Annotated in this window: 12 protein-coding genes; 4 read left to right on the top strand and 8 right to left on the bottom strand. The window is 73.2% G+C overall.

Features of this window, described 5'->3' with window-relative positions:
- The first annotated feature begins 154 nt into the window (after nucleotides 1-154).
- On the top strand, nucleotides 155-2,449 hold the full coding sequence (locus OG344_RS24960; RefSeq protein WP_405085162.1) for a glycoside hydrolase family 3 N-terminal domain-containing protein: 2,295 nt from the start codon (nucleotides 155-157) through the stop codon (nucleotides 2,447-2,449).
- A 146-nt stretch (nucleotides 2,450-2,595) separates the two neighbouring features.
- Here the strand turns inward: OG344_RS24960 and OG344_RS24955 are convergent, their stop codons facing one another.
- The 5 genes from OG344_RS24955 to OG344_RS24935 form a co-directional block, all read right to left on the bottom strand.
- Nucleotides 2,596-3,012: a DUF3592 domain-containing protein gene (locus OG344_RS24955; RefSeq protein ID WP_405085161.1), complete on the bottom strand. Its 417-nt coding sequence runs from the start codon at nucleotides 3,010-3,012 to the stop codon at nucleotides 2,596-2,598.
- Nucleotides 3,013-3,145: 133 nt separating this feature from the next.
- Nucleotides 3,146-3,562 (bottom strand): DUF3592 domain-containing protein, encoded by a 417-nt coding sequence (locus OG344_RS24950; RefSeq protein ID WP_327045709.1) that lies wholly within the window; start codon nucleotides 3,560-3,562, stop codon nucleotides 3,146-3,148.
- Between the two features lie 81 nt (nucleotides 3,563-3,643).
- Complete coding sequence (locus OG344_RS24945) at nucleotides 3,644-4,057, bottom strand: PH domain-containing protein (protein ID WP_405085160.1); 414 nt, start codon at nucleotides 4,055-4,057, stop codon at nucleotides 3,644-3,646.
- A gap of 95 nt (nucleotides 4,058-4,152) precedes the next feature.
- A complete protein-coding gene (locus OG344_RS24940; RefSeq protein WP_405085159.1) occupies nucleotides 4,153-4,668 on the bottom strand; it encodes a DUF5709 domain-containing protein in 516 nt (171 codons plus the stop codon).
- A gap of 28 nt (nucleotides 4,669-4,696) precedes the next feature.
- Nucleotides 4,697-5,023: a metallophosphoesterase family protein gene (locus OG344_RS24935; protein ID WP_405085158.1), complete on the bottom strand. Its 327-nt coding sequence runs from the start codon at nucleotides 5,021-5,023 to the stop codon at nucleotides 4,697-4,699.
- Between the two features lie 126 nt (nucleotides 5,024-5,149).
- Here OG344_RS24935 and OG344_RS24930 point away from each other — a divergent pair, with 126 nt between their 5' ends.
- A complete protein-coding gene (locus OG344_RS24930; RefSeq protein ID WP_327045705.1) occupies nucleotides 5,150-5,290 on the top strand; it encodes a hypothetical protein in 141 nt (46 codons plus the stop codon).
- 132 nt (nucleotides 5,291-5,422) lie between these two features.
- Here the strand turns inward: OG344_RS24930 and OG344_RS24925 are convergent, their stop codons facing one another.
- Both OG344_RS24925 and OG344_RS24920 read right to left on the bottom strand, forming a co-directional pair.
- Nucleotides 5,423-5,761, bottom strand: a complete 339-nt coding sequence (locus OG344_RS24925) for a hypothetical protein (protein ID WP_405085157.1) — start codon at nucleotides 5,759-5,761, stop codon at nucleotides 5,423-5,425.
- Between the two features lie 128 nt (nucleotides 5,762-5,889).
- Complete coding sequence (locus tag OG344_RS24920) at nucleotides 5,890-6,843, bottom strand: Ppx/GppA family phosphatase (protein ID WP_405085156.1); 954 nt, start codon at nucleotides 6,841-6,843, stop codon at nucleotides 5,890-5,892.
- Between the two features lie 137 nt (nucleotides 6,844-6,980).
- Between OG344_RS24920 and OG344_RS24915 the strand changes: the two genes are divergently transcribed.
- Nucleotides 6,981-8,729, top strand: coding sequence for a RecQ family ATP-dependent DNA helicase (locus OG344_RS24915; RefSeq protein ID WP_405085155.1), 1,749 nt, complete (start codon nucleotides 6,981-6,983; stop codon nucleotides 8,727-8,729).
- A gap of 160 nt (nucleotides 8,730-8,889) precedes the next feature.
- Nucleotides 8,890-11,334, top strand: a complete 2,445-nt coding sequence (locus OG344_RS24910) for a Tex family protein (protein WP_405085154.1) — start codon at nucleotides 8,890-8,892, stop codon at nucleotides 11,332-11,334.
- A 174-nt stretch (nucleotides 11,335-11,508) separates the two neighbouring features.
- Here the strand turns inward: OG344_RS24910 and OG344_RS24905 are convergent, their stop codons facing one another.
- Nucleotides 11,509-12,681, bottom strand: a complete 1,173-nt coding sequence (locus tag OG344_RS24905) for an allantoate amidohydrolase (protein WP_405089169.1) — start codon at nucleotides 12,679-12,681, stop codon at nucleotides 11,509-11,511.
- Nucleotides 12,682-12,801 lie beyond the last annotated feature (120 nt).

Genomic DNA, 12,801 nt, shown 5'->3' with positions numbered 1-12,801 from the left:
GATGCAACCCCCAATCCTGCGTGCCGCGCGTGGCCCGGGGTGGCGGCCGTGAAAGTTTCCAGACGTACGGCTGGTGACGCGTGTCCGTAGGTGGCGTCGGTTGACCCGAAAATCCCTTGATTCCTACGGTCAGCAGGAAGATGAGGGAGGACCCATGACATCCCGGCTGAGATCCCCGTGGATCATCGCGCTCGTGACGCTGCTCGCCGCGGCGCTGGGCGTCGTCCCCGCCGCCGGCCGCGGCGTCGCCCGGGCGGCGGATGCCCCCTACAAGGATCCGAGCCTGCCCGTGGCCACCCGGGTGGACGACCTGTTGTCCCGGATGTCCCTGGACGACAAGGCCGGCCAGATGACCCAGGCCGACCGGGGCGCCCTGACGACGGTCTCCGACGTCGCGGCGTACCGGCTGGGCTCGATCCTTTCCGGCGGCGGCTCCGCGCCCTCCCCCAACACCCCGTCGTCCTGGGCCGACATGTACGACAACTTCCAGCGGCAGGCGTTGTCCACTCCGCTCGGCATTCCGATGATCTACGGGATCGACGCGGTGCACGGGCACAACAACGTCGTCGGCGCGACGATCTTCCCGCACAACATCGGGCTCGGCGCGACCCGCGACCCCGACCTGGTCGAACGGGTCGGCCGGGCGACCGCCGAGGAGGTCTCCGGCACCGGCATCGACTGGACCTTCGCCCCCTGCCTGTGTGTGGCCCGCAACGACCGCTGGGGCCGCACGTACGAGTCGTTCAGCGAGGACCCCCAGCTCGTCACGCAGATGACCACGATCGTGGACGGCTTCCAGAAGGCCGGGAACGCCTCCATCCTCGCCACCGCCAAGCACTACGTGGGTGACGGCGGCACCACGGGAGGCAGGGACCAGGGCAACACCGAACTGAGCGAGGCCGACCTCCGGGCCATCCATCTCGCACCGTTCAAGGCGGCCGTACAGCGCGGCGTGGGCAGCGTGATGGTCAGCTACAGCAGCTGGAACGGCGCCCGGATGCACGGCAACAAGTACCTGATCACGGACGTGCTGAAGGGCGAGCTGGGCTTCAAGGGCTTCGTGGTGACCGACTGGGCGGGCATCGACCAGCTCGACGGCCAGACCGGGTTCACCGCGAACGAGATCACCACAGCGGTCAACGCGGGCGTCGACATGGTGATGGTGCCGAACGACTACAAGAAGTTCGTCTCGCTCCTGAAGCAGGAGGTGCAGGCGGGCCGCATCCCGACGTCCCGGATCGACGACGCGAACCGGCGCATCCTGACCAAGAAGTTCGAGCTCGGGCTGTTCGAGAAGCCGCTGACCGACCGCTCCTACACCTCCACCGTCGGCAGCGCCGCGCACCGGGCCGTGGCCCGCGAGGCCGTGCGCAAGTCGCTGGTGCTGCTGAAGAACGCGGGGAACGTGCTCCCGCTGGCGAAGACAGGCGGAAAGATCTTCGTGGCCGGCAAGAGCGCCGACGACATCGGCAACCAGAGCGGCGGCTGGACGATCAGCTGGCAGGGCTCGTCGGGGAACATCACCACCGGCACCACCATCCTGCAGGGCATCCGCGACCTCGTCGGCTCCGGCGCCCAGATCACCTACAACCGCGACGGCAGCGGAATCGACTCCTCCTACCGCGCGGCGGTCGCCGTCGTCGGCGAGACGCCGTACGCCGAGGGCCAGGGCGACCGGACCGGGTCGATGGGTCTCGACTCCACCGACCTCGCGACGCTGCAGCGGCTCAAGGCGTCGGGCGTGCCGCTGGTCGTGGTGCTCGTCTCCGGCCGCCCGCTGGACATCGCGGGCCAGCTCGACCAGTGGAACGCGCTGGTGGCGGCCTGGCTGCCGGGCACCGAGGGGCGCGGCGTGGCCGACGTGCTGTTCGGCGACTCCGCCCCGAGCGGGCGGCTGCCGATGACCTGGCCGCGCAGCGCCGACCAGCAGCCGATCAACGACGGAGACGGCAAGGACGCCCTGTTCAAGTACGGCTACGGGCTCGACTACACGGTGCCGCCGCCCCAGTCCCCTCCCGCGTCCCCCAGCCCCTCGCCCAGCCCGTCGCCGTCGCGGTCTCCCTCGCCTTCGCCTTCGCCCAGCCCGTCGCCCAGCCCGTCGCCCTCGCCGAGCGCCAGCCCACCGGCCGGCGGATGCCTGGTGACCTACCGGACGAACGACTGGGGCGGCGGATTCACCGCGGACGTTACGATCACCAACAGGTCGTCCAGCGCCGTGAACGGCTGGCGGCTCCAGTGGACGTACACGGGGAACCAGAAGATCACCGGCTACTGGAACGCGACCGTCACCCAGTCGGGCCAGCAGGTCACGGCGTCGAACGCCTCCTACAACGGGACGATCGGCGCGAACGGCGGCACGGCGAGCTTCGGCTTCCAGGGCACCTACAGCGGCGCCAACGCCACCCCTGCGGCGTTCACGCTGAACGGCGCGGCCTGCGCCGTCGGGTGACAGGGTGACCGTCGGGTGACAGGGTGACCGGATGACCGGCCCCGCCGCGCCGTAGTCCGGCGCTCCGGCGCTCGGGACCCAGGTGGACGTCTCTCCCTGGGTCCCGAGGGGCGGGGCACGACGGTGAGACGCGGCCTTCGGGGTGTTCAGAACGTCTGCGCGAGGGCGACGCCCGCTCCCACGGTGAACAGGACGACCCCCACCGCGAGGAAGATCCCGCCGAGTAGCGTGCCGCTCCCCGCCACGCTGTCGATGCGGATCCGCGTGGGCTTCGCCGGGTCGTACAGCACCGGCACCTCCTGCCCGGGCCTGGCCGGCGGCGGGTTGCTCCCGTAGATGCTCTCGGCCTCGACCTGCTGGCCGTACAGAGTGACGAAGCGAATGGTCGGGTAATAGACGGTGCCGTCGTCGGAACGGCTCGCCCGCAGCCGCACGACCAGGCCGCTGGCCCGCTGCGCCCGGCGGCGGAACTCCCGGGCGTTGACCAGGATCCCTCCGCCGATGAGGCCGAAGACGAGCCCGAGGCCGGACAGGATCAAAGTGATGAGAGCGGTTTGTGACACGCCCCGGACTCTAGGACGCCCAGCTTGACATCGGCTTGCACCTCTTTTGCCGGCTTTCCCAGAGCGTGCGCGGCCCGGGCCGGCCGACGCGCCCGGTCACGTGCGCACGGTCACAGCAGGTGCGTGAGCACGGTCACAGCAGGTGCGTGAGCACGTCCGCCGTCCCCAGGGCCACCGCGAGGACGCCGATCGCGAGGCAGATGCCGCCGTGCATCGTCCCGTCGTGGGCGGCGCCACCGAGGCGCACTCGCGCGGGCCGGGCGGGATCGTACACGACCGGCACGAACGCGCCCGGCCGTCCGGGCGGAGGGTTGCCCCCGAACCGCGCCTCGGCCTCGACCTGCCGGCCGCACGCCGTGGTGAAGCGGACCGTGGAGTAGTACACCGTGGTCCGGCCGGACCGGCGGATCCGCAACCGTACGACCTGGCCCCGGGCGCGCGCGCCCCGCCTCCGGAAGCGGCGGGCGTCCAGCACGAGCACCGCTCCCGGCAGCGCGAAACCCGCGCCGACGCCGAAGAAAACCAGTGCGATCGAGACCGAGTTGGACACGTCCGTACCGTAGTGTCCGCGGCCGGGGATCCGCATGCCGGTTCGCCGCGAAGCGGCCCGCGAGCCGGGCCGGTCGCCCGGTCAGGGGCGCAGCCGCATGAGCGCCTCGGCCACGGCGACCACGGGCTCGCCGAGGTCGTACCGGCTGAAGAGGTGGATCTGCTCCCCGGCGTCGATCTCCAGCAGTTCGGTGGTCAGGCCGTACCTGCGGTTGGTGTTGACCCGGATGCGGTCCACGTCGTTCCAGGAGATCCGCTCCCTGCCGCCGAGCCCGCTGACGACGAGGCCGTCCTCCCCCGCCGTGAGCCGTACGGGTGCCACCAGGTCGCGCCCGGCCAGCACGGCGAAGCCCAGGGCGGCCACGCCGGCGAGGAGGAGCAGCCAGCCGTCGCCGGTGAGCGCCAGCACCGCGCACAGCACGGCGCCGGCGGCCTTCAACGCGACGATCCCCCGGGGCACCCGCCACTGGTGCCGCGTCTCCTGAACATCCGCCATCGGGGCAGCGTAACGAATCAGGGTCCTCCTCGCCGCCCCCACCGGACACGACCCAGGGTGTGATCCCAGGCCTGATCCCGGCCGCACAGAGCCGTTCAGGGGCCCTCGTCCTCCAGGTGCATCGCCTGCTCTTCGGCGGTGTATCCGCCGGAGTCGGGCCCCACGTCCTCGGCGATCATGTCCTTCTCGGTGTCCACACCCATGCCGCCGTCGGGGTCGACGAGCCGCCCGGCCCGGCCCGGCTCGTCGGTGCCGTACCTGCCCGCCTGGGCCGGATTCACGGTGGCGTAGCCGTCGGGGTCCTCCGACCCGTACCCGCCGGCCTCGTCCCCGGTCAGCCCCTCATACTCGTCGTACGGCCGCTCGCCGCCCTCGCCGAGCACGTCGGTGTCGGGGACCTCGCGGGACAGGCGGAGGTCGAGCGACTCACCCTCGCGCATCTCGTTCGGGGTGGTGCCGTATTCGTCGAGGCCCAGCGGCCGGTCACCGGGCAGCGGCATCTCCTGCGGGTCGGACGCCCACTGCTGCTCGGGCGTGCCCTCCTGCAGGTCCGGAATGCCCTCGTCCTCGAACGGCGAACGCGGATCGGGCTGTGGTCTGTTCTCTCTCATACCGGCCCCATGCCCCGCCGTACGGTCCTTAGGCAGGTCTCCCGACGAAGCGGCGCCGCATCCGGGCGGTCCGCCCGGTGGTCTGGCCGCTGTCGTGGATCATCCCCACCCGCGGGCCGCCGAGGTCGAGTTCGAGCGTCTCGGGGGCGCCCCAGGCCGCCACGTCGGGACCGTCGTTGTTGCCGAGCACCGCGCGCACCGGCGCGTAGGCCGACAGCTCCACCAGCACCTCCGCCGTGCAGACGTCGCCGGCGTGCAGGATCAGGTCCGCCCTCCGCAGGTGCCGGGCGACGGCGGGCGGGCACGACTTCCAGCGCCGGGGGGCGTGGGTGTCCGCCAGCACGACGACGTTCATTCCTTCATCTTCGCCCGCGAGAAGAGGTGCCAAGCGACGTATTCCGGGAATAGAAAGGCAGGTCCCCGACAACCCTCGGCCCACCCCCAATGCCGGTTCCCCTATCGGCGCCGTTCGGGAGGACATATGAGCAGGCAGATCGCCGACGGCTTCCAGGCCCCCACGCTGGTCGAGCTGGAGGCGCGCGTGCGCGGGCTGGAAAGCCAGGTCGCCCGCCTGACCCAGCTGGTCAAGGAGCTGTCCGGGCAGGGCGGCGACACCCGCTGAGCCGGCGGGAGGCCGCGCGGAACCTCCGCGCGACACACCCGCGCGAAGCTGCGCGGAGGTCCGGGAAACGAGGCGTCCCCGCCAGGAGGGGCCTGACGGGGACGCCGGGTGAGTTGTGCGCTCCGCGCGTTGTCACGCGCCGCGTACGGAGGCGGCACGGGCGGCGGCACCCGCGCGCACACGGTGCTCGCGCACCGCAGCGCCGTCCTTCGCGCCACGCGCGGCGCCACGTGAAGCGCCACGATTCGCAGTGCCCTCGGCGGCGCCGTCCCGCGAGACCGCGCCGCGGGCCGGCTCGCCCGAGCCCTCACCGGCCGGGACGGGCGGCACCTGGCTGTAGGACTCGCGCCCGGTGCTCGCCGCCAGCGCGCCCAGCGCGACGAGGGTCACGACCGCGATCGTCACCAGCGCCCCGAGCGCGAGCACCGCCACCGCCGCCAGGGAGACCACGGCTCCCAGCAGCTCCACCATTCCGATTCCTCCAGAGGTCGACCCCGATACGGCACTCCAGTGACCGGCGGTCCAATCACCGGCCATGCGGTAGGAGTGGGAAATTGCCGAATATTGGTGCCTTGCCCCGTTTGGCGGGCGCTCATACCTTACTGATCGGCCACCGGGGAGCGCCCCATGGGCAGGTTGTCGAGCCTGCGCAGGATGACTCCCTCCCGCAGGGCCCACGGGCAGATCTCCAGGACCGGCAGCTCGAACAGGTCCATCGCGGCGTCCGCGACGATCGCCCCGGCGAGCAGCTGCCCGGCCCGCCCCACGGACACGCCGGGCAGCTCCGCGCGCCGGGCCGCCGGCATCGCGGCCAGCCGGGCCGTCCACTCCACCAGATGCTCGTGCGTCAGCGTCCGCCTGACGTACGGCCCCTCGGTGGAGGACGCCGCCCCCGCGATCCTGGCGAGCTGGCGGAACGTCTTGGACGTCGCGACCGCGTGGTCCGGCCTGCCGTACCTGGTCACCGTTCCGACGGTCCGGGCGATCTCGGTGCGGACGTGCCGCCGCAGTGCCCGTACCTCCTCGGCGCCGGGCGGGTCGGCGGTGAACCAGTCGCGGGTGAGGCGTCCCGCGCCGAGCGGGAGCGACACGGCGACGTCCGGCTCCTCGTCGATACCGGAGGCGATCTCCAGCGAGCCGCCCCCGATGTCGGTGACCAGCAGCCGTCCCGAGGACCAGCCGAACCAGCGGCGCACGGCCAGGAAGGTCAGCCGGGCCTCGTCGTCCCCCGACAGCACCTGGACGTCCACCCTGGTCTCGGCCTTGATGCGGGCCAGCACGTCGACGCCGTTCACCGCGTCGCGCACCGCGGAGGTGGCGAAGGCCACGAGGTCCTCCACACCCTTGTCCTCCGCGATCCGGGCGGCCTCCCGTACGAAGGCCCGCAGCCGCGCGGCCCCCTCCTCACCGAGCCTGTCGCCGTCGACGAGGTGCTCGGCCAGGCGCAGCTCCTCCTTGTGCGAGAAGGCGGGCAGGGGCCTTGCTCCCTGGTGCGCGTCCATGACCAGCAGGTGCACCGTGTTGGAACCGACGTCCAGGACTCCGAGTCGCATGCCCCGACCGTACAGCCTGCTCCCGGCCCCGCTCCGTACGGCCGATCACTCGGCGGCGTACTCCGGTTCGACCCATGTCCGGTGGGTAGTGGCAGCCCGATCGGGCGACGGAGCCCGATCGGCGAGGGAGCGGCGGCATGAGCGTCAGGCAGCGGTACGGCGGCCTGTCCGGAGGCAGGCCCGGTGACCGGCTCGGCGGGACGTCGGGCGGCTGGTCGAGGGACTGGTCGGGCGGCTGGTCCAGGGGGTGGGCGGGCGGCCGGTTCGGCCGCCGCTTCGGGCGCAGGGGCAGGCGGCTGCGCGCCACGGCGCGGGAGGCGTTCGGCTGGGAGCAGCTGCGCCCGGGACAGCAGGAGGCGATGGAGCACCTGCTCGCCGGGCGTGACGTGCTGCTCGTGATGCCGACCGGCGGTGGCAAGTCCGCCGTCTACCAGGTGCCCGGCCTGCTGCTCGACGGCCCGACGATCGTCGTCTCGCCGCTCATCGCCCTGCAGCGCGACCAGGTCATGAGCCTGCTCAAGGCGGGTGCGGCGGGCGCGGTGGCGGTCAACTCGGCCGGCTCCGTGGAGGCGGGCCTCGACGAGGTCACCGCCGGGAACGCCGAATACGTGTTCCTGTCGCCCGAGCAGCTCGCCAAGCCCGAGGTGGTCGAGCGCCTGGCCGCCGCCCGGCCCTCGCTGATCGCGGTGGACGAGGCGCACTGCGTCTCCTCCTGGGGGCACGACTTCCGGCCGGAGTACCTGCGCCTGGCCAAGGTCATCGAGCGCCTGGGCCACCCTCCGGTCATCGCGATGACGGCCACCGCCGCGCCCACGGTCCGCGAGGAGATCGTCGAGTCGCTGGGCCTGACCGGGGCGCAGCAGATCGTCCGGGGTTTCGACCGCCCGAATCTCCACCTGGAGGTGCGGCGGTTCGTCGGCGAGGACGACAAGCGCGCGGCCCTGGCCGACCACGCCGCCGCGCTGGAGGGGGTCGGGCTGGTCTATGTGGCGACGCGGCGGCAGGCCGAGGAGTACGCCGATCTGCTGAAGGAGCGGGGCCGCCGGGCCGAGGCCTATCACGCGGGGATGAAGACCACCGACCGCCGCAGCATCCACGAGCGGTTCCAGGACGACGACCTGGACACCGTCGTGGCGACGTCGGCGTTCGGGATGGGGATCGACAAGCCGGACGTGCGTTACGTGCTGCACGCGGCGCCGCCCGAGTCGATCGACTCCTACTACCAGGAGATCGGCCGGGCGGGGCGGGACGGCAACCCGGCCGACGTCGTGCTGTTCTACCGGCCCGAGGACCTCGGGCTGCGCAAGTTCTTCGCGGGCGGCCGGGCGGACGGCGACCTGATCCGGCGTGTCGCGACGCTGGTCCGCGAGCACGGCGGCGAGGTGGCCGCCGCGGAGCTGCGCGAGCTGCTCGGCGTGGGAGCCGCCAAGCTCACCTCGCAGGTCAACCTGCTGGAGCGGGCCGGCGCGGTCGAGGTCGCCCACGGCGGCGCGCTGCGGTACTCCCCCGGCGGCCCGCCGCCGGACGAGGCCGCCGCCCGGGCGGTGGAGCTCGACGACCTCAGGCACCGGATGGAGGACTCCCGGCTGGAGATGATGCGCGGCTACGCCGAGACGACCGGATGCCGCCGCCGGTTCCTGCTGGAGTACTTCGGCGAGCCGTACGAGCGGACGTGCGGCGACTGCGACACCTGCCGGTCCGGGACGGCGGCCGCGCCGGCGTCCGGGGACGGCCCGTTCGCGATGCACGCGAACGTCCGGCACGCGGAGTGGGGGCGCGGCATCGTGATGAGCCGGGAGCAGGACCGGATCACGGTCCTGTTCGACTCGGTGGGCTACAAGACGCTGGCGCTCGGGGTCGTCGACGAGTTGCTCGAAGTGGTCTGAGCGGCACGGCGGCGGGCACGGCGGCGAGGGTGCTGACGTCGCGGTGTGGGCCCGGGAGGGCGTCGCGGGCCGTCGTCCACAGGCGGACCGAGAGTGTCGGCCGGATCCGGCAGAATGAGCCCCCGGAGAGGGCGGACCCGGAAGAAGGCGGATCAGGATCGTGACGACGTCCATTCAGCGGCGGATCGCCGAAGAGCTCGGTGTGCGCGAGAGCCAGGTGGCCTCGGCGGTCGGCCTGCTCGACGGCGGCGCCACCGTGCCGTTCATCGCCCGCTACCGCAAGGAGGCGACGGGCGCGCTGGACGACGTCCAGTTGCGCGCGCTGGAGGAGCGCCTGCGCTACCTGCGTGAGCTGGAGGAGCGGCGCGCGGCCATCCTCGAGTCGATCCGGTCCCAGGGCAAGCTCGACGAGGCCCTGGAAGCGCGGATCATGGAGGCCGACTCGAAGGCCCGGCTGGAGGACATCTACCTGCCCTTCAAGCCCAAGCGCCGGACCAAGGCGCAGATCGCCAGGGAGCTCGGGCTGGAGCCGCTGGCCGACGCGCTGCTCGCCGATCCCTCGCTCGACCCCCAGGCGACCGCCGAGGCGTACGTGCGCGAGGGCGTGGCCGACGCCGGCGCGGCGCTGGAGGGGGCCAGGGCGATCCTGGTCGAGCGCTTCGCGGAGGACGCCGACCTGATCGGCGACCTGCGCGAGCGCATGTGGAGCCGGGGCCGGCTGGTCTCCCTGGTGCGGGAGGACAAGCAGGAGGCGGGGGCCAAGTTCTCCGACTACTTCGACTTCTCCGAGCCGTTCACGCGGCTGCCCTCGCACCGGATCCTCGCGATGTTCCGTGGGGAGAAGGAGGAGGTCCTCACCCTCACCCTCGACCCGGAGGCCGAGGAGCCGAACGACTACGAGGCGCGGATCGCGCGCCGGTTCGGCGTCGCCGACCTGGGCCGCCCCGGCGACAGGTGGCTGCTCGACACGGTCCGCTGGGCCTGGCGGACGCGGGTCCTCGTGCACCTCGGCATCGACCTGCGCACCCGCCTGTGGCAGGCGGCCGAGGAGGAGGCCGTGCGCGTGTTCGCGGCGAACCTGCGCGACCTGCTGCTGGCCGCCCCCGCCGGGGCCCGGGCCACGATGGGCCTCGACCCGGGGCTGCGCACCGGCGTGAAGGTCGCGGTGGTCGACGGCACCGGCAAGGTCGTGGCGACCGAGACGATCTACCCGCACGAGCCCAGGCGGCAGTGGGACCAGTCGCTCGCCGTGCTCGCCCGGCTCGCCACCGAGCACAACGTGGAACTGGTCGCGATCGGCAACGGCACGGCCTCGCGGGAGACCGACAAGCTCGCCGGAGAGCTCGTCAGGCACCTGCCGCAGCTCACCAAGATCGTTGTCTCCGAGGCCGGGGCGTCGGTGTACTCCGCCTCGGCCTACGCCTCGCAGGAATTGCCCGGTCTCGACGTCTCGCTGCGCGGCGCGGTCTCGATCGCGCGGCGGCTGCAGGACCCGCTGGCCGAGCTGGTCAAGATCGACCCCAAGTCGATCGGCGTCGGACAGTACCAGCACGACGTGTCCGAGGTGAAGCTGTCGCGCTCGCTCGACGCGGTCGTGGAAGACTGCGTGAACGGGGTGGGGGTGGACGTCAACACCGCCTCCGCTCCTCTGCTGACCCGGGTCTCCGGCATCGGCGCCGGGCTCGCCGAGAACATCGTCGCCCACCGGGACGCCAACGGCCCGTTCCGCTCCCGGAAGGGCTTGAAGGGGGTGCCCCGGCTCGGCCCGAAGGCGTTCGAGCAGTGCGCGGGCTTCCTCCGCATCCCCGGCGGGGACGACCCGCTCGACGCGTCCAGCGTGCACCCCGAGGCGTACCCGGTGGTGCGCCGCATCCTCGACTTCTCGAAGAGCGACCTGCGCTCGCTGATCGGCAACGCCTCGGCGCTCCGCACGCTGAAGCCGTCGGACTTCGTCGACGACACCTTCGGGCTGCCCACTGTCACCGACATCCTCAGGGAGCTGGAGAAGCCCGGCCGCGACCCGCGGCCCGCGTTCAAGGCCGCCACGTTCAAGGAGGGCGTCGAGAAGCCGTCCGACCTGTCTCCCGGGATGATCCTGGAGGGCGTCGTCACCAACGTCGCCGCGTTCGGGGCGTTCGTGGACGTCGGCGTGCACCAGGACGGCCTCGTCCACGTGTCCGCCATGTCCACCTCGTTCGTGAAGGACCCGCGTGAGGTGGTCAAGCCCGGCGACATCGTGCGGGTCAAGGTGCTCGACGTGGATCTCCAGCGCAAGCGCATCTCCCTGACGCTGCGCCTGGACGACGAGGCGGCGGGCAGCGGCCGCAGGGGCGGCCCCGGCGGCGAGTCCCGCGACGGCTCGCGCGACGACCGGCCGAACGGCCGGCGCGGCCAGGGCGGGCAGAGCGGGCAGAGCGGCCAGGGCGGGCAGAACCAGTCCCGCCAGGGCCGCCAGGGTCAGGGCGGCGGCCGGGGCGGCTCGGGCCAGGGTGGCGGCCGGGGCGACAGCCGGGGTTCGGGCGGGGCGCCGGCCGGCGGATCCATGGCCGAGGCCCTCCGCCGGGCCGGTCTCGGCGACTCCGGCGGCGACCGCCGCTCCCGCTGACGACCGCCGCTCCCGCGCGGCGCCCTCGCCCGCCGCTTGCGGTGGTGGGAGAGGTGGAGGGGCAGGCATCGGGCTGCCGGGTCAGCGGCGGCCCGTGCCGCTGGCTGGGCTCCCGGCGGCCTACGCGGGAGACGCCGGCGAGATCGGCCGGGTCTGCGGGACCGGCGCGGCCGGCTACATCTGCGGGGTCGTGAGCAGGTCCGCGAGCACGGCGGCGAGGGCCGCGACACCGGCGAGGCAGTCGGACTCCTCCGCGTGCTCCTGCGGCGAGTGGGAGACGCCGGTGGGGTTGCGGACGAACAGCAGGGCGGCCGGGACCTCGGCCGAGAGGATGCCCGAGTCGTGTCCCGCGCCCGTGGGCAGCGTGGGCGCGCCGCCGAGAACGCGGACGGCACGCTCACGCAGCGCTTCGTCGAAGGTCACGACCGGGGTGTAGGACTCCCGGCTCACCTCGGCCCCCGCGGCCGCCCGCGTCGTCTCCTCGACGAGTCTGTCCAGGACACCGGGGTCGGGCGCCCGTCCGTCGAGCCAGGCGGTCACCCGCGAGGGGATGGCGTTGGTTCCGTTGGGCTCCACCCGGACCCGGCCGAAGGTGGCCAGGGCTCCCAGGCGTGCGGCCTCGGCGCGGGCCGCGAGCACGGCCGCGGCGTAGGACGGCATGGGATCACGCCGGTCCTCCATCCTGGTGGTCCCCGCGTGGTTGGCCTCGCCGCGGAAGTCGAAGCGCCAGCGGCCGTGCGGCCAGATGGCGGAGGCGACGCCCACCCGGTGCGGGGTGCCGGCGAGGTGCCGGCCCTGCTCCACGTGCAACTCCACGACGACGCCGACGAGGGCGAGGCGCTCGTCGTCACGCCCCGCGGCTTCCGGATCGCGCCCGGCCCGCTCCATGGCCGCCGCGAGACAGACGCCGTCCGCGTCACGCAGCGCCAGGGCCGTCTCCGGCGCGACGGCCCCGGTCATCAGCCGCGATCCGAGGCAGGCCAGGCCGAACCGGGCGCCCTCCTCCTCGGTGAAGTTCACCAGGGCCAGCGGCCGCCGCGGACGAAGACCACGGGCCCGTAGGGCGTCGAGCGCCGCGAAGGCCCCCACCACCCCCAGCGGGCCGTCGTACGCTCCGCCGTCGGGCACCGAGTCGAGATGCGACCCGGTGACCACGGCGTCTCCCGCCGCCGGGTCGCCCAGCCAGGCCCACTGGTTGCCGTTGCGGTCGGTCTCGTACGTCAGCCCCCGCGCCCGGGCCTGCCCGGCGAACCAGGCGCGGCAGTCGGCGTCGGCCGCCGTCCACCCGTGCCGGCGGTAGCCGCCGGTCGCGGCGTCCAGCCCGATGGGCAGCAGGTCGCGCCACATCGCGCGGAACCCGTCCTCGGCCTCCTCCACGATCTCAGCCCGCCATCCCGCCCGCGGGCCGGCCTTCTCTCCCACCTGCTCTCCGGCCTGCGACGCGGGGTGGCCGGCGCCGCCCGGGGC

Source organism: Microbispora sp. NBC_01389 (genome assembly GCF_045040095.1).
Taxonomy (GTDB): domain Bacteria; phylum Actinomycetota; class Actinomycetes; order Streptosporangiales; family Streptosporangiaceae; genus Microbispora.
This window is presented reverse-complemented; position numbering and strand designations above follow the sequence as displayed.